Raw genomic sequence first — 16,715 nt, 5'->3', positions numbered from 1 at the left:
TCGGCACGAGCGTGAGCGTGACCACGATCAGTGGCAAGGTGGGCGGCGGCCCACACTAGGCTGTTGGGCATGCCAGAAGCGCCCGCTGCCGTGTCGAGTGTCTACGTTGCCTCTCCTGAAGGTGACACCGGAAAATCCACCATCGCGCTTGGCGTGCTGCAGATGCTGTGCGCGACCGTCGCCCGGGTCGGTGTCTTCCGCCCGATCGCCCGCTCTACCGAGGAAACCGACTACATCCTCGAACTGCTGCTCGAGCACACCACCGCCGATCTCTCCTACGCCGACGCACTCGGCGTCACCTACGAGCAGGTTCACGCCGATCCTGAAGCCGCGCTGGCCGACATCGTCGCGAAGTACCACACCGTGGCCGAGCAGTGCGACGCCGTCGTCATCATCGGAAGTGACTACACCGACGTAGCAAGCCCGAGCGAGCTGAGCTTCAACGCCCGCATCGCCGTGAACCTCGGCGCGCCGGTTCTGCTGGCGGTTCGAGGCGCTCGGCGCAGTGTCGAGGAGGTCGCCCAGCTCGCGCATCTATGCGCCGCCGAGTTGGCCGCCAACCACGCTCATCTGCTCGCGGTCGTCGCCAATCGTTGCGATCCCGACAAGCTCGACGAGGTCACCGCAGCGCTGTCCGACATCGGTGTTCCGACGTGGAGCCTGCCGGAGATTCCGTTGCTCGTCTCGCCCACGATGGCCGAGTTGATGGAGGCCACCGGCGGCGAGTTGTATTCGGGTGACCCGGAACTGCTGCACCGCGAAGCGCTGAAGGTGATGGTGGGCGGCATGACCGCCGAGCACATCCTCGAGCGTCTGGTCGAGGGCATGGTCGTCATCGCACCGGGTGACCGCTCGGACGTGCTGCTCGCGTTGCTCAATGCGCATGAGGCGGAGGGATTTCCGTCGCTCGCGGGCATCATCATGAATGGCGGGATCACGCCGCACCCAGCCATCGCAGCGTTGATGGCCGGCCTCAAACAGCGTCTTCCGATCCTGACGACAACCCTCGGTACCTTCGACACCGCAAGCGCCGCAGCCCAAACCCGCGGACGCGTGGCAGTCGGTTCGCAGCGCAAGGTGGACACCGCGTTGAGCTTGATGGAACAGCGCGTCGACGCCGACGTCCTGATGGACCGACTGGCACTGCCGATCCCGTCCGTCGTGACCCCACAGATGTTCGAGTACAAGCTGATCGACCGTGCTCGACGCGATCGCAAGCACATCGTCTTGCCTGAGGGTGACGACGACCGGATCCTGCGCGCGGCCGGCCGGTTGCTGCAGCGCCAGGTTGCCGACCTGACGATCCTCGGTGACGAACCCAGTGTGCGTCGACGCGCAGCGGAACTCGGCGTCGACATCAGTGGCGCGCAGGTACTCGCACCCGCGCAGTCCGAGTACACCGAGCGCTTCGCACAGGAATACACCGCGCTGCGTGCTCACAAGGGCATGACCATCGAGCGGGCCCGCGAGGTGATCGCCGACATCTCGTACTTCGGAACGATGATGGTGCACTTGGGAATTGCCGACGGCATGGTGTCCGGCGCTGCACACACCACCGCTCACACGATTCGACCCTCGTTCGAGATCATCAAGACCGCCCCCGGTGTCTCGACGGTCTCGAGCATCTTCCTGATGTGCCTGGCCGACCGCGTTCTCTCCTACGGTGACTGCGCCGTGGTTCCGGACCCGACGTCGGAGCAGTTGGCGGACATCGCGATCTCGTCCGCACAGACGGCGTCGCAGTTCGGGATCGATCCGCGCATCGCGATGCTCTCGTACTCCACCGGGGATTCGGGCAGCGGAGCCGACGTCGACAAGGTTCGCACCGCGACCGCTTTGGTGCGCGAGCGTCGACCGGATCTGTTGGTGGAAGGGCCCATTCAGTACGACGCCGCCGTCGAGCAGAGTGTCGCCGACAAGAAGATGCCGGATTCGCTGGTGGCGGGCAAAGCAACGGTGTTCGTGTTCCCGGACCTGAACACCGGCAACAACACGTACAAGGCAGTGCAGCGTAGCGCCGGTGCTATCGCCGTCGGGCCGGTTCTGCAGGGACTGAACAAGCCGGTCAACGACCTCTCGCGTGGAGCGTTGGTCCAGGACATCGTCAACACCGTGGCTATCACGGCAATACAGGCACAGGGAGCGCAAGCGTGAGCGACGGCACCGTACTGGTCATCAATTCCGGCTCGTCATCCATCAAATTTCAACTCGTGCATCCGGATACGGCGGAATCGGTGGCGCACGGTCTCATCGAGCGCATCGGTGAGCCCGACGGCCACATCGTCTACAACCACCGCACCGGAGTCGAAGACCGGAGCCTTCCGATCGCCGATCACCGCGCAGGTCTGAAGATGGTGCTCGACATCGTCGCCGAGGTCGGGCGGCCGCTGAGTGAGGCCGGAATCATCGCAGTCGGTCACCGAGTCGTGCACGGTGGTGACATCTTCTATTCGCCGACTCTCATCGACGACGGCGTCGTGAAAGCCATCGCGGATTTGTCGAACCTTGCGCCGCTGCACAATCCGGCCAACGTGATCGGTATCGAGGTGGCGCGCGAAGAACTGCCAGACGTTCCGCACGTCGCAGTGTTCGACACCGCCTTCTTTCACACACTGCCCGCGGCGGCGTCCACCTATGCGATCGATCGGGATGTGGCCAAGGCCAACCAGATTCGCCGGTACGGCTTCCACGGGACCTCACACGAATACGTGTCTGGACGGGTCGCGGAGTTCCTCGGCAAGGATCCGGCCGAGCTGAATCAGATAGTCCTGCACCTCGGAAACGGCGCTTCGGCCTCGGCAATCAAGGGCGGCAAGGCCATCGACACCACGATGGGCCTCACCCCGCTCGAGGGTCTTGTCATGGGCACCCGCAGCGGCGACATCGATCCAGGCATCATCTTGCACCTCAACCGCAACTCGGGAATGAAGGTCGACGAGATCGACGACCTCCTCAACCGGCGCTCCGGTTTGAAGGGACTGTCGGGAGTCAACGATTTCCGTGCCCTGCTCGCACTGATCGAGGGCGGCGACCAAGACGCACAACTTGCGTACGACGTTTACGTGCACATGCTCCGTAAGTACATCGGCGCCTTCATCGTTCAACTCGGTGGCGTCGACGTCATCACCTTCACCGGCGGCGTCGGGGAGAACAACGTCGACGTACGACGCGACAGCCTGGCCGGGCTTTCCCGTCTCGGTATCGAGGTCGATCCGGCTCTCAACGAGGCGAAGAGTCGCGACGAGCGTCGTATCTCCGCATCCTCGTCGGCCGTCGAGGTGCTGGTGGTCCCCACCAACGAGGAGTTGGCGATCGCCCGCGCGGCGAAGGCTTTGGTGGCCGCACTATAGGTTTCTGCAGCACTGTAAACCTCGGGGCGTCCGTCAGAAATTGCTGCGCGGACGCACCGCATTCGCCCGGTCCACGAGGGCGTAGCGGTGCGTGCGGGAGGTCGTGGCGCGAGCGAGGGCGCGAAGGCAGGCTTCGGCTCCGGTGCGCAGACCTTGCTCGGTGAAGGGCAGGTCGAGGATGGGTTCGAGTTCGGTGTGCGAGCGATTGCCGTAGCGAATCCAATCGAGTGCCGTGCCCAACACCAGGGTTCGCATCTGCAGGCTTCGGCTCTCTTCAGCGGGTAGCGCCCGAACACGACGGGCGGCTTCCCGCAGAGTCGATTCGTCGAGTTCGGCGATCGGAACGCCGGACAGCATCGTCAGAGCGCTGGACATCCGTGCGACGTTGTAGTGCCGGGAAGACGTGGGTACTTCGTCGAGGGCGGCGATGGCTGCCTTCTTGTTGCCGTGATCGGCGAGTTGTCGGGCGAGCCCGAATGCTGCGCTCACGTAGTTTCGTTCGGTCCGCCAGACGGTGCGGTAGTACTTCTCGGAGAATCGGCACCATTGGTCCGGGTCGTCGCTCTCCCAGTGCTGGAGAATCAGTTCTGCCGTCGCTGCCAACGCCAGCTTGGGGGCAGCCTCGCCGGGCAGTGCGGTGAGAACTGCCTCGAAGTGACTGAAAGCGGGCTCGAATCGGTCCAGTTGTAACGCCGCAAGTCCTCGATACCACTCGATCTTCCAGTGGTCCCCGATGTTCTGCTGGAGTTCGCCCAGAACTGTCAGTGCGGTTTCCGGATCACCGAGATCGAGATGAGCTTTGGCCTCGGCCAGTCGAACTTCGCCCGAGACGGCGGCCGCCGGTGTGCCTGACGTTCGGTCGATTCCGTTCTCGCGGGCATGCTTGAGAGCATCGAGAGTCTGAGACGGTTCGCTGTGCACCGCCGCTGCCAGCAACGGCGCGCTGGGATCGGTGGGGTCGACCAACGGAATGGGAAGTGCGTGCGCAACTTCGCGCGGATCGAGAGCGGCGTCGTGGCTGACACCGTCGACGTACACATCGGTTTGCCCGACCAATTCATCGGTGCCGAAAGACGTTCGCTGCCTGCTGAACACGAGCGAGAGTCCGGGATTCTCCTGCCCGGTCTGCTCGGCGAGGATTTCTCGCAGAACGCCGGTGAGTTGTCCCGCGATTTCCTCGGCGGACTGAAATCGCTTCTTCGGATCCGGGTCGGTGGCGCGTAGCAGTAGACGGTGGAAGAACTCGTGGTCGCGCAGTAGTGGCTCGTCCTCGGGTTCGGGAAGGCCGTCGAGGTACCGTCCGTGCTTCGAGGGCATGTCGAGGGTGAGAACCGCGAGTGTTCTTCCGACGGTGAAGATGTCGGAGGCGATGGTCGGGCCGGTCTCGATGATCTCCGGCGCTTGATAGCCGGCAGTGCCGTACAGGTATCCGTAGTCTTCGATCCCGGACACGGCGCCGAGGTCGATCAGCTTCAGTTGGTCCTCGGTGACCATCACGTTCTCGGGTTTGAGGTCGTTGTACGCCAGGCCGGTGGAATGCAGATAGCTCAGCGCCGGAAGGATTTCCAGTACGTAGCCGATTGCCTGCTCGATCGGCATGTGCTTGCCGTCCGGGAATTCGGCCAGCACCTCGCGCAATGATCGTCCGCCCACGTACTCCATGACGATGTACCCCATGGGTGTCCCGTCCGGGCGCGGATGCTCGACGAAGTTGAAGATCTTGACGATGCTGGGGTTGGCGACCTCGGCGAGGAACTGACGCTCGGCTACCGCAACGGCTTGCGCTTCGGAATCACCGAAATGCAGGAGTCCCTTGAGAACTACCCACCTGTCGCTGACATTACGATCGATCGCGAGGTAGATCCATCCGAGGCCGCCGTGCGCGATGGGCCCTTGAACCTCGTACTGACCTGATACCAATTCGCCCTCTTCGAGGAGTGGGCGGAAGTCGAAAGTGGAACCGCACTTGGGGCAGGTGCCGTGCTGAGTTGCCTTGGTGCTTGCGCTCTTACGGCCGACCGGTTCGTTGCATTTCCAACAGAACCGTTTGCGCTCGGGGACCGTCGGGTCACTCATCACCGCAGATGCGGGGTCGATCTGCGGGACGGGGGGAACTTCGACCAGGCCGCCGCCGAGGCGCAGCTTTCGTCCCGACCGGCTGCGGCGGGATCGAGTGGAGCGGCCGGTCGGGGAGGAGGATGCGGACGGCGTGGTTCCTCGTATCTGGGCCGAGGTCGGTTCGAGGCGCTCGTAGGCACCGGTGGCTTCGGGTTCGGAGCGTAGGGATGCCTGCGTGGAGTCAGGCTCGCGGTGAACTGCCTGCGTGGAGTCAGGCTCGGGGCGTATGGAGGCTTGCGTGGCGTCGGGCTCGGGGCCGGTTTCTTCGGTCATGTCAGCCTCAATCCCGGTAGACGGCCGGCGGGGGACCGGGTGACGGACCGAGGACGCTGAGCCAACGGTCGTAGATACGGTTCCAGGTCCCGTCACCCCGGATTCGCTCGAGGGTTCCGTTGACGAATCGGACCAAGTCGGGGTTGTCCTTGTTCACTCCGATTCCGTAGGGTTCGACGCCCAGTGAACCACCGACCATCATGAGATACGGGTCTTGCGAGGCGAGGCCCGCGAGGATCGTGTCGTCGGTGCTGATCGCGTCCACCTGCCCCTGCTGGAGGACGACGAGGCAGTCGGACCACATCGGGACGGTCACGACGGTGGCTTCGGGTTGGAGCTCCTGGATTCGCGTGGCCGACGTCGTTCCCCGGGCCGCGCAGACTCGCTTGCCTGCGAGATCGGCGATGCCGCGTACCGGTGAACCCTGCAGGACCTGAATTCGTTGCTCGGCGGAGAAGTACTGCGTCGAGAAGTCGACCTTCTCGCGCCGCTCGCACGTGATGGTCATGGTTTTGACGACCACGTCGACCATGGATTCCTGGAGTGCGGCGATCCGATCGTCCGAGGTCAGGATTCGGTACTCGATCTTCTCCGGGTCGCCGAGCAGATCGCGGGCGATCTCGCGGGCGATGTCCACGTCGAAGCCTTCGAGGCGTCCGGTCGCCGGATCGCGAAAGCTCATGAGGTTGGAACCGGTGTCCAGGCCCACGATCAGCCGCCCGCGGGCGCGGATGGCGTCGAGGCTCGGCGTGGGTGGCTGCGGAGATGCGTCTGCGGGTGTGGGGCGCAGGCTTGCAGTGAGGTTGGTGCACGACGCGGTAGTCGTCGGTGTCGGACTGGGCGCGATGGTGGCCTCGGCCGGCAGCGGCGGTTCCGTGTACGACGTGGCGGCCGCGTTGTTCAGGTCTTCGGCTCGATCTGCACCGCAACCGGCGAGCGCCAGCACGGACGCTGCCAGAACCGCGACGCACACGGCCGGGAGCTTCCTCCGCATCTCCGGTACTCCCGTCACTGATACTCCCGCAGTCGGGGCCAGAACCCGATGAAGATTCCGGCAACTCCGAGAACTGCCAATACAGTCATGCCCGGTGCAGAGGCAGCCAACACACGTGAGGCGTACGAGACGTCGGACCGAAGATTTGTGCGCGAATCCACGATTCCTTGCCAGAGTTCGTGATCGAGCTTTCCGTATTCCGCGGCCGAATCCTGTTCTCCGGAGCCGATGGTGATGGCGGCAGCGGAAGTGAAGTCGCCGGTCCCGAGACGGTCGTACATGCGCGTGTGCGCAGCCACCCATTGCTCGCGCGAATCCAGTGCGGCGGTCAGCACCTCGTTGTTCACTCGGGCGCGTTCGTCGCTGCGTAGGCCCTCGAGGATGTCGCGCAGGGCGTCGACCTTGCGAGTGAACGTCACGTTGTCCTCGGCAGTTGAATCCCGTCTCGCCAACGTGAGGGTTTCGACGGTACGTGCCTGCTGTGCCATGATCCGGGCCTCGGTCAGTTCGTGCAGTGGCTCGGCGCCCGCGTCGAGTGCGCGTCCGGTGGCAAGTGCGGACACCAGTCCGACGGTGAGCAGCCACAGCAGCGCAGCCGCGACGGCGAGCGAGGCAAGGATCAACCCGAGATTGAAGCGTCGGCGACTCTTGCGGGAGAAGTACACCTGTGTTGCCACCAGCGCGCACAGCACGAGGACGAATGCCACGATCGGCCACCACGGTGGAGTCTCGAAATCGCGCTGTACCTGCGAGACCAGGGTCTCCTGCGAGGCGTGCAGTTGCTGAGCCATCGGCAGCAGCGAGGTCTGCATCAACTGCGAGGCCTCGCTCAAATATGCTGCCCCGACCGGGTTTCCGACGCGATTGTTCGCCCGTGCAGTTTCGACCAGCCCGGTGTAGACGGAGAGGTCGGTCGAGATGGTGGTCAACGCGCTGTGCCCGGCAAGATCAGTCGAGTCGAGACCGGCCGACGCCTGGACGATCTCCGCCGACGCCTCACCGATCGACTGCGTGTATCGGTCGCGTACTTCGGCGGGTTCGAGGCCGCCGGAGATGAAGGCGGTGGCCGCGGCGGCGTCTGCCAAAGACAACGCGCTGTAGAGGTTCTGGGCCGAGTTGGCGAGAGGTTCGGTTTCGACGAGGAGGAGGTCGAGGTTCGCCTGTCGGTTCTCGATCGCTGCGGTGGCGAGGAGTCCGGCGATCAAGGTGATCGCAATCAAGATCACTCCGACGACGGTCAACCGGCCAGGCGTCGAGGACATGAATGCCTGGAGTTCGCGCCGCAGAAGTGCTCGCTCGTCCTCCGCCGATACCGAAGTGCCCTCGGAGGGCGGCAGCGACCGGGGTTCGATGGACGGGACGACACGGTCGACCATCGAGCACCTCACTTCGCTGTAGGCGGGCTACCGAGAAATGATGCCGCCGAGAAATGATTCAGGGCATCTTCGCGAGCATATAAGCATCACCTACACCTGGAGCAGTTTGAAACGGTTAGTGTGGGACAACGGCGAGAGCAGGCGGAGCGAGGTAGTCGATGCGTGGTGACGGTGACGGTTGGTCGATCGGACCGGACGGTACTCGGCATTGGGGTAAACACGGAGCCGCTGGACTGCTTCTTCGCGCCCCCGATTCGGACGGATCGCCCCTGGTCTTGCTGCAGCATCGTGCGGCGTGGAGCCATCAAGGTGGTACCTGGGCATTGCCCGGTGGAGCACGGGACTCACACGAAAGCACGACGCACGCCGCTGTCCGGGAGGCACACGAAGAAGCCGGAATCGCCGAAGACGCCGTTCGCGTCCGCGGTGAGGTAGTGACGATGCACGCGGAGAGCGGGTGGACCTACACCACCGTCGTGGCTGATGCGGCACATCCACTGTCGACGGTTGCCAACGGTGAGAGCACCGAGTTGCGGTGGGTGCGTGAAGCCGACGTCGATTCGCTGCCATTGCATCCGGGATTCGGTTCCTCGTGGCCCGAGCTCCGGACTGCGCCTGTACCAGCCGAGACCGAAGACCTACAGGCCGGCGACCCACACACCGTCGTACTCGAAGACGGTGGCTTCGGATGGTTGTCGGGCAGCTCGCACCAAGGCAGTTCCCACCAAGGCAGTTCCCACCAAGGCAGTGAGCAGTCAGGCAGTGACCAGAACCTGTCCGAGGCGTCGAGTACGCAGTCTTAACAGGGCATATACAGCAGAAGGGCCGGACTCCTCAGGAGTCCGGCCCTTCTGTGTTTCGGTCGTCGACCGAAACGAGGCTCAGCTGAGCGAGTTCAGCGCCGTGATGAAGCTGACCGCGGTGATACCGAGCTTGAGCAGCTCGCTGATCTTGCCGAGGTTCAGGTCTTCGAGCGATTCGGTGCTGAGCGAGCCGGTGTCGAGGGATCCCATTTAGTGCTCCTAGGTTCAGTTAGTAACTGGAGGTAAACTACAACAAACCGAATGGGATGTGACACGCAATCGAAACAACTGTGATCAAGATCACGTAATCCGACTTTTCGGACATCCAATCGCACCTAGGAACTGGGGGTTTGTTGTCTGATCGGACAACTTCCGTTCATGTTTCGAGTCAGGCGTGCTGACCCGTAACTGTGTGGAAATCGCCCGGCAAACAGTTGACGGTCGCCAGTTACCGGTTTTCAGCGTCCAGCGACGGCCGCGGCGAGGCGCTGCGCAGCCGCCTGCGGATCCGACGCCTGCGTGATTGCACGCACGACGACGATGCGCGTGGCACCGGCATCGAGCAGCTCCGGCAGGCGTTCCTCGTCGATGCCGCCGATTGCGAACCAGGGGCGCGGCGGTGCGGCGTCGGCGGTCGATCGAACCAGTTCCAGACCGGACGCACTTCGATTCGGTTTGGTCGGTGTCGCCCAGACCGGCCCGGTGCAGAAGTAGTCGACGCCCTCTTCGATTGCGGCCAGACTCGCCTGCGCGCGACTACTCGTCGAACGCCCGATGACGACGTCTTCACCGACAACCGTTCGTGCGTAGGGGACGGGAATGTCGTTCTGCCCGAGGTGGAGGATGTCGGCACCGGAAGCCATCGCGAGATCCGCGCGATCGTTCACAGCCAACAATGCGCCGTGGCGTCGCGCTGCGGCCGCGAGAATGCCCAGTGCTACCAGTTCGTCCTTGGCCTCGAGCGGGCCGAACTCGCGCTCACCGGCAGAGCCCTTGTCACGCAATTGGATGATGTCGACTCCGCCGGACAATGCTGCCTCGGCGAACTGCGCGAGGTCGCCTTTCTCGCGGCGCGCGTCGGTGCACAGGTACAGCCGTGCTGCTGCCAGGCGCTCGCGCCGGTCGATGACGTTACTGGGATGTGTGGGGTGCACGGAGCAAACGGTAGCCTCTAGGGAGCAAGGTTCGACACGGGAGTCCTGAAACGTCGTTGTCACTTTTTGTCGTGACTGCGAGGTTCGTGGGGCTGAGAGGGGATCGCGACCAGATCCCGACCGTCAGACCTGACCCGGATCATGCCGGCGCAGGAAGTGGAGGTGGAGTTTCGTGAGTACACACGCTCGTACGGTGTCGGTTGTCGGCGGCGGTGTCATCGGCCTCGCCATTGCGTGGCGAGCAGCCCGCGACGGGTGGTCCGTTCGGTTGTACGACCCGTCCATTGGATCAGGTGCTTCGTGGGTGGCAGGCGGAATGCTCGCCCCGCTTTCCGAAGGCTGGCCGGGTGAAGAGACAGCGTTGACGGTTGGTGCAGCGTCCCTGGAACGGTGGCCGACGTTCGGTGAGGAGCTCGGAAAGTTCGGGCCATCAGTCTTCACCGCGGACAGTTCGCTGACGGTTGCACTCGATGCGGCCGACGCGCAGGACCTGCAGACCATCGCCGAGTGGGTGACCGCGCAGGGCCATGAACTCGAAGTTCTCGGTCGCGCCCGCATCCGCGAACTCGAACCGATGCTCGGCCGGGGCATCCGGTCGGGACTGATGGCTGTCGGTGAGTCCGCCGTCGACAACAGACTTCTGCTGGACGCGTTGCAGAAGGCCTGTGCGGAATCCGGCGTCGAATTGATCGCGCGTGCCGTCAACGACCTCGCCGAACTCGATACCGATCAGATCGTGCTCACCGCCGGTATCGCGTCACCCAAGCTGTGGCCCGGGTTACCGGTACGCCCGGTCAAGGGCGAAATCCTTCGCCTGCGGAGTAGGCCTGGAGTCACCCCGGCGCCCAGCCGCACCATCCGCGGAAGCGTCCACGGGCGGCCCGCCTACCTCGTCCCGCGCGGTGACGGAATCGTCGTCGGCGCAACACAATACGAGTCCGGTGAGGACACACAGGTCACGATGGCCGGAGTACGGGACCTGATCAACGACGCCGAGGCACTGATGCCGGCGATCGGCGAATACGAACTGTACGAATGCGCGGCAGGCCTGCGTCCCATGACGCCGGACAACCTGCCGTTGATCGGGCGCGTGTCCGATCGTGTTGTCGTCTCCACCGGACACGGACGCAACGGTGTCCTGCTGACGCCTGTCACCGCCGATGCGACGGTCGCGTTGCTGAACGGCACATCTTTGGTCGAGGTAAAAGGAACCGAACCCGAGCGGTTCGCAGTAGTTAAGGAAAATTCATGAGTGAGCAGGTCCCGATCGGGATCACCGTCAACGGCGAAGATCTCGAGTTCGATCGAGCAGTCACGGTGACCGAGCTACTGACGCACCTCGAGTTGCCGAGCAAGGGTATCGCCGTCGCCGTCGACGGTGCGCTCTTTCCTCGCGGGCGTTGGGACGAATCCGTCGGACGTGGTTGGGAAATCGAGATCCTCACGGCGGTGCAGGGTGGCTGAACAGGACCTTCTCACTATCGTTGGCCGCAGCTTCGGTTCCCGGCTCATCACCGGAACAGGCGGCGCCGCCAACCTTGCGGTGCTCGAGGAAGCGCTCGTCGCCTCCGGCACCGAACTGACCACCGTCGCGATGCGGCGAGTCGACGCGGCCGGCGGCACCGGCGTTCTGGACCTGCTTCGTCGCCTCGGAATCGAACCGTTGCCGAACACCGCCGGGTGTCGGGGCGCCGCCGAAGCAGTGCTGACGGCGCAGTTGGCACGCGAAGCGCTCGAGACGAACTGGGTTAAACTCGAAGTCATCGCCGACGAGCGGACACTGCTGCCCGACGCAATCGAACTCGTCTCCGCCGCAGAACAATTGGTGGACGACGGATTCACCGTTCTGCCGTACACGACGGACGATCCGGTGCTGGCGCTTCGCCTCGAAGAGGTTGGTTGCGCTGCGGTCATGCCGCTCGGTTCACCCATCGGCACCGGGCTTGGTATCGCGAATCCGCACAACATCGAGATGATCGTCGAGCGCGCCGGCGTGCCCGTCATCCTCGACGCCGGGATCGGAACGGCCAGCGACGCCACCCTTGCCATGGAGTTGGGCTGCGACGCCGTCCTGCTTGCGACAGCGGTGACGCGGGCCAAGAATCCCGCGCTGATGGCGTCGGCGATGCGTCACGCTGTCGTGGCTGGTTTCGAGGCGCGGCACGCCGGCCGGATCCCCAAGCGATTCTGGGCTCAAGCGTCGTCCTGAGGGACGAGATCCGGGTGATTTCTCGGGGTTCTGCCCGAATTGCCCGGACTCATGTCCTACCTGAGTACCACTCGGAACTAGACCTGTGGCCGATGTGCTGGTCATTGCCGGTAGGGCAGAGTTCTCCTCATGATTGAACTGAGGGGATTGACCAAGGTTTACGGACCGACGAAAGCGGTGGACGATTTGTCGTTCACGGTCAAGCCGGGCATCGTGACGGGCTTTCTGGGCCCGAACGGTGCCGGTAAGTCGACAACGATGCGGATGATCCTGGGTTTGGATCAGCCGACGTCGGGTGCGGCGTTGATCGACGGCAAGCCGTACCGGGAGCTCAAGACGCCGTTGCGGACGGTGGGTGCGTTGTTGGATGCGAAGTGGGTGCACCCCAATCGCAGTGCGCGGGCGCATCTGCAGTGGATGGCTGCTTCGAACGGGATCCCGAAGTCCCGGGTCGACGAGGTGCTCGGGTTGGTCGGGTTGTCCGAGGTGGCGGGTAAGAAGGCCGGCGGGTTCTCGTTGGGAATGTCGCAGCGTCTGGGGTTGGCGGGTGCGTTGTTGGGGGATCCGAAGGTGTTGTTGTTCGACGAGCCGGTCAACGGTCTCGATCCGGAGGGCATCGTCTGGATTCGTAAGTTCATGCAGCGGTTGGCGGCCGAGGGCCGCACGGTGTTGGTGTCGAGTCACCTTCTGTCGGAGATGGCGCTCACGGCGGAGCAGTTGGTGGTGATCGGTCGGGGTCGGTTGATTTCGGATTCGACGGTTGCGGAGTTCGTGGATCGTTCGTCGGAGTCGACGGTGCGGGTGCGTAGTCCTCAGCTCGATGCGTTGCGCAGTGTGTTGCTCTCGCAGGGGTTGACGGTGCGTGAGGACGGTTCCGGTGTTGCCCCGGCTTTGGTGGTCGTGGATTCGACCACCGATGTGATCGGTGGTTTGGCTGGTTCGCAGGGGATCGTGTTGTACGAGTTGGCTTCTCAGCAGGGGTCGCTCGAGGATGCGTTCATGAAGTTGACCGGGGACGATGTCCAGTACCACGCATCCGGTATCGATCCGGGTGTCGGTGCACACCACGCAAATACACAGCAGGCAAACACGCAGCAGGCTATGGGAGGTGCACTGTAATGGCTGTTCTCAGTGCTGAACGTATCAAGATCACCACGACCAAGTCGCCGCTGTGGTGCTCGGTCATCATCGTCGTGCTCGCGCTCGGCTTCGCGGCCATCATGGGCGCGGTTGCCAAGTCGGCTCTGACGTCCTCCGACGTCCAGGGAGCACCGGACCTCGACACCGCCGTTGCCACGGCCGGCATCTCGGGTTTCGGAATCATGGTTCTCATGATCATGGCGGCCCTCGCGGTCACCAGTGAGTACCGCTTCGGGACCATCCGCACCACCTTCCAGGCCGTTCCGAACCGTGCCTCGGTTCTGATCGCCAAAGCCGGCCTCATCGGTGCTTTCGGTGCTGTACTGACATTTGTTCTCGCCTTCGGCGCGTACGCCATGGCCAAGGCCATCGCCGGTACCGAGGCGAGTGCCGGATTGACCCTGTCGAGCGGCAGTGACTGGCGCGCGATCTACGGCATCCCGATCTACGCCTTCCTGTGCGTGATTCTCGCTGTCGGCGTCGGATCGATCATTCGCCAGTCGGCCGGCGCAATTGCGTTGCTCCTGCTCTGGCCGCTGCTCATCGAGAGCCTGTTCGGACTGTTCGGCAGCTTCGGCGAGAAGATCACCCCGTTCCTGCCGTTCGCGAATGCAAACCACTTCCTCAGTGCGAGCAGCGGTGGCGTCGACTTCCACTGGGGACCCTGGGGCAGCCTGATCTACTTCGCGGCCTTCGTTCTGGTGATTTTCGGAGCAAGTATCGTCATCGTGAATCGTCGCGACGCCTGATCTTGTCGCTCCCTCGGTAGGTGTTGTCGGGAGACCTACCGAGAACCAGGAGTGACAGCAGAGTAGGGACCCAGTACGAAAAACCATTCGTACTGGGTCCCTTTCCTGTGCTTCGGCCGATATCCTCCGAAGATGAGACTCTTCGGTGTGGTTGTGGTCGCAATGGCTGGAGCACTCGTGGTGAGTGGATGCTCGTCGGGAAGTGAAGCGGCCGTCCCGACAGACCCGGTTGCATTCTCCGAGACCGTCACGGTCGACGCCGTGACCGGGCATCTGGAGCAACTCGAGAAGATCGCCGCCAACAACGAGGGCAATCGATCGGCCGGTACCCCCGGCTATGACGCCAGTGTCGACTACGTGGCAAACCTGCTCGAAGACAAGGGTTTCGAGGTCAGCACCCCGGAATTCGACTTCAGCTCCTTCGATCCCGGCACCGAATCCCTGAAAGCCGCTGACGGCTCCGATGTTCCGGTGCGGGCGCTGACATATTCCACCTCCACGGGACCGACCGGAATCACGGCGCGTCTGGTGGCGATTCCCGCCGACGAGACCCCCGGTTGCGAGGCCACCGACTACGACGGCCGCGACGTGAACGGTGCAATCGTGCTGGTCACCCGCGGAGTGTGCCCGTTCGGCGACAAGCAGAAGATCGCCGCTGACCGCGGCGCGGCAGCGTTGTTGGTTGCCAACAACGAGGACGCGATGCTGGGCGGGGCAACCTTGGGTGAACCCGAAGACGCCCGCATCCCGACCGGCGGGGTGAGCAAGGCGTCGGGCGAGGCTCTTGCCGCAGCGCCCGGAGACCTCACGCTGATTCTCGACACGTCGACGGAAACGACGAAGTCGCGCAACGTGATTGCACAGACCAAGACCGGCGCGACCGACAACGTGGTTGTCGTGGGCGCCCACCTCGACAGCGTGCCGGAAGGTCCCGGAATCAACGACAACGGAAGCGGTACCGCAGCCGTACTGGAAACCGCGCTGCAGATGGGAAGCTCACCGAGCATCGAAAATGCCGTGCGTTTCGCTTTCTGGGGAGCGGAAGAAGTGGGATTGGTCGGCTCCACCCGCTACGTCGAGGGTCTGAGCGATCAGGAACGGGCCGACATCGCCCTGTACCTGAATTTCGACATGCTCGGTTCGCCCAACGCCGGATACCTGGCTTACGACGGCGACAACTCGGACGCCGTGGGGGAGGGGCCCGGGCCCGAGGGGTCGGCGGGCATCGAGCGCACCTTCGTCGACTTCCTTGCCGATCGGGGGATTGCGGCGGACGGAACGGACTTCGACGGGCGTTCCGACTACGGCCCGTTCATCGAGATCGGAATCCCGGCGGGCGGAGTGTTCAGCGGCGCGGACGAGCGCAAGACGCCGGCACAGGCCGAGAAGTGGGGCGGAGAAGCGGAGGAGACCTTCGACCCGAACTACCACAGTGCCCAGGACAACCTCGCGAACATCGATCGCGAAGCGCTCGCTGCCAACGCTTCTGCAGTAGCCTTCGGAGTTGCGACGTATGCCCAGGATTTGAGCGGGCCGAACGGAGTTCCCGTCGGCGATGCCCGGACACAGGCCAGAACCGAATGATCGACTGACCGAATGATCGACTGACCGAATGATCGACTGCGCGAGCGACCAGGAGGCCACTGTGCGAGAACCGCGGCAGCACACTGTCTGTAACTCTGAGTTACGCTTGAGTTATGGCTGATCTGTCCCCGGAGAACACCGACACGACAGGTGCTTCTTCCTCCTCGGTTCGAGGCGTCGTCGACGTCGTCTTGAATTCTGCGGCAGAACTGAACCGTCGACAGCAGCTCATCGATGCGCTACGGCGGCTCAGGCGGGCATTACCCGGCGATCCCGGGTTCGGGGACCCGCTCTCGCTCGCCGGCCCCGGCGGTGCCCGCGCCGTGGCCCGCGTCGCTGACAGATTGCTCGATCAGAAACCGGCAGCCACTCGCGAAGTGAGCCTCGGAGCACTGCAGGTCTGGCAGGCAGCGCTGGAAAAGATGGGCCGCGGCCGCGGGGATCAAGAACTGACCATCGTCTTCACCGATCTGGTGGGCTTCTCCACCTGGTCGCTCGCAGCCGGTGACGGCGCGACGCTGACCCTTCTGCGTGCGGTGGCGCAGGCCGTGGAAACTCCGATCACCGACAACGGCGGACACGTCGTCAAACGGATGGGCGACGGTCTGATGGCAGTGTTCATTCGCCCGGATGCGGCTTTGAAGGCGGTGTTCACCGCGCAGGACGCGCTCGCGGAAGTCGATCTCGACGGATACACCCCGCGCATGCGCGTCGGCCTACACACGGGTACCCCGCGTCAGATCGGTGACGACTGGCTCGGCGTCGACGTGACCATCGCCGCCCGGATGATGGGCTTGGGCGGCGACGGCAACGTCATGATGTCGGCGACAACTCTCGAGGAACTCGAAGCCGGCACCCTGGAGGATCTCGATCTCACGATCCGGCCATGGCGGCGAGGGTTTTTCGCGACCACGCCCAACGGAGTTCCCGTCGACCTGGGAATCTGGCGCGTGCGCCGGAACTAG

At 63.8% G+C, this 16,715-nt stretch carries 15 protein-coding genes and 1 riboswitch; of the genes, 10 read left to right on the top strand and 5 right to left on the bottom strand.

Going from position 1 to position 16,715, the window contains the following annotated elements; all coding sequences use genetic code 11:
* The first annotated feature begins 69 nt into the window (after positions 1–69).
* Together pta and QM596_RS23820 are read left to right on the top strand one after the other, a co-directional pair.
* Positions 70–2,154, top strand: a complete 2,085-nt coding sequence (gene pta / locus QM596_RS23825; protein ID WP_042452123.1) for a phosphate acetyltransferase — start codon at positions 70–72, stop codon at positions 2,152–2,154.
* Complete coding sequence (locus QM596_RS23820) at positions 2,151–3,350, top strand: acetate kinase (protein WP_047269457.1); 1,200 nt, start codon at positions 2,151–2,153, stop codon at positions 3,348–3,350. Before pta ends, QM596_RS23820 begins: the two co-directional genes overlap by 4 nt.
* A gap of 33 nt (positions 3,351–3,383) precedes the next feature.
* Here QM596_RS23820 and QM596_RS23815 read toward each other — a convergent pair whose 3' ends face one another.
* From QM596_RS23815 to QM596_RS23805, 3 genes are read right to left on the bottom strand one after another with little or no spacing between them, the layout of a single operon-like run.
* Positions 3,384–5,741 carry a serine/threonine-protein kinase gene (locus QM596_RS23815; RefSeq protein WP_283310049.1) on the bottom strand — a complete coding sequence of 786 codons (2,358 nt, stop codon included), beginning with the start codon at positions 5,739–5,741 and terminating at the stop codon, positions 3,384–3,386.
* 7 nt (positions 5,742–5,748) lie between these two features.
* Positions 5,749–6,735 (bottom strand): glutamate ABC transporter substrate-binding protein, encoded by a 987-nt coding sequence (locus tag QM596_RS23810; protein WP_020968847.1) that lies wholly within the window; start codon positions 6,733–6,735, stop codon positions 5,749–5,751.
* Between the two features lie 14 nt (positions 6,736–6,749).
* Positions 6,750–8,111, bottom strand: a complete 1,362-nt coding sequence (locus QM596_RS23805; RefSeq protein WP_029254777.1) for a GlnX family signal transduction membrane protein — start codon at positions 8,109–8,111, stop codon at positions 6,750–6,752.
* A 158-nt stretch (positions 8,112–8,269) separates the two neighbouring features.
* Here QM596_RS23805 and QM596_RS23800 point away from each other — a divergent pair, with 158 nt between their 5' ends.
* Entirely contained in the window at positions 8,270–8,914 is a 645-nt protein-coding gene (locus tag QM596_RS23800; RefSeq protein WP_019749515.1) for an NUDIX hydrolase, read from the top strand.
* Positions 8,915–8,992: 78 nt separating this feature from the next.
* Here the strand turns inward: QM596_RS23800 and QM596_RS23795 are convergent, their stop codons facing one another.
* On the bottom strand, positions 8,993–9,124 hold the full coding sequence (locus QM596_RS23795; protein WP_003944354.1) for a hypothetical protein: 132 nt from the start codon (positions 9,122–9,124) through the stop codon (positions 8,993–8,995).
* Positions 9,125–9,372: 248 nt separating this feature from the next.
* Positions 9,373–10,068, bottom strand: a complete 696-nt coding sequence (gene thiE / locus QM596_RS23790; RefSeq protein ID WP_019749516.1) for a thiamine phosphate synthase — start codon at positions 10,066–10,068, stop codon at positions 9,373–9,375.
* 26 nt (positions 10,069–10,094) lie between these two features.
* Positions 10,095–10,241, top strand: a riboswitch (TPP riboswitch).
* Between thiE and thiO the strand changes: the two genes are divergently transcribed.
* The 7 genes from thiO (at position 10,241) to QM596_RS23755 (ending at position 16,715) form a co-directional block, all read left to right on the top strand.
* Complete coding sequence (gene thiO / locus QM596_RS23785; protein ID WP_283310046.1) at positions 10,241–11,320, top strand: glycine oxidase ThiO; 1,080 nt, start codon at positions 10,241–10,243, stop codon at positions 11,318–11,320. Its footprint overlaps the riboswitch before it by 1 nt.
* A complete protein-coding gene (gene thiS / locus QM596_RS23780; RefSeq protein ID WP_003944402.1) occupies positions 11,317–11,532 on the top strand; it encodes a sulfur carrier protein ThiS in 216 nt (71 codons plus the stop codon). The genes thiO and thiS overlap by 4 nt, the downstream gene beginning before the upstream one ends.
* Positions 11,525–12,277, top strand: a complete 753-nt coding sequence (locus QM596_RS23775) for a thiazole synthase (protein WP_283310045.1) — start codon at positions 11,525–11,527, stop codon at positions 12,275–12,277. The genes thiS and QM596_RS23775 overlap by 8 nt, the downstream gene beginning before the upstream one ends.
* Before the next feature lie 129 nt (positions 12,278–12,406).
* Positions 12,407–13,396 carry an ABC transporter ATP-binding protein gene (locus tag QM596_RS23770; RefSeq protein WP_283310043.1) on the top strand — a complete coding sequence of 330 codons (990 nt, stop codon included), beginning with the start codon at positions 12,407–12,409 and terminating at the stop codon, positions 13,394–13,396.
* Entirely contained in the window at positions 13,396–14,166 is a 771-nt protein-coding gene (locus tag QM596_RS23765) for an ABC transporter permease (protein WP_047268852.1), read from the top strand. Before QM596_RS23770 ends, QM596_RS23765 begins: the two co-directional genes overlap by 1 nt.
* Before the next feature lie 132 nt (positions 14,167–14,298).
* A complete protein-coding gene (locus QM596_RS23760) occupies positions 14,299–15,750 on the top strand; it encodes a M20/M25/M40 family metallo-hydrolase (protein WP_192712084.1) in 1,452 nt (483 codons plus the stop codon).
* Between the two features lie 113 nt (positions 15,751–15,863).
* Entirely contained in the window at positions 15,864–16,715 is an 852-nt protein-coding gene (locus tag QM596_RS23755) for an adenylate/guanylate cyclase domain-containing protein (protein WP_047268851.1), read from the top strand.

The organism is Rhodococcus sp. IEGM 1406 (assembly GCF_030056745.1).
In the GTDB taxonomy this organism is placed as follows: domain Bacteria; phylum Actinomycetota; class Actinomycetes; order Mycobacteriales; family Mycobacteriaceae; genus Rhodococcus_F; species Rhodococcus_F erythropolis.
This window is presented reverse-complemented; position numbering and strand designations above follow the sequence as displayed.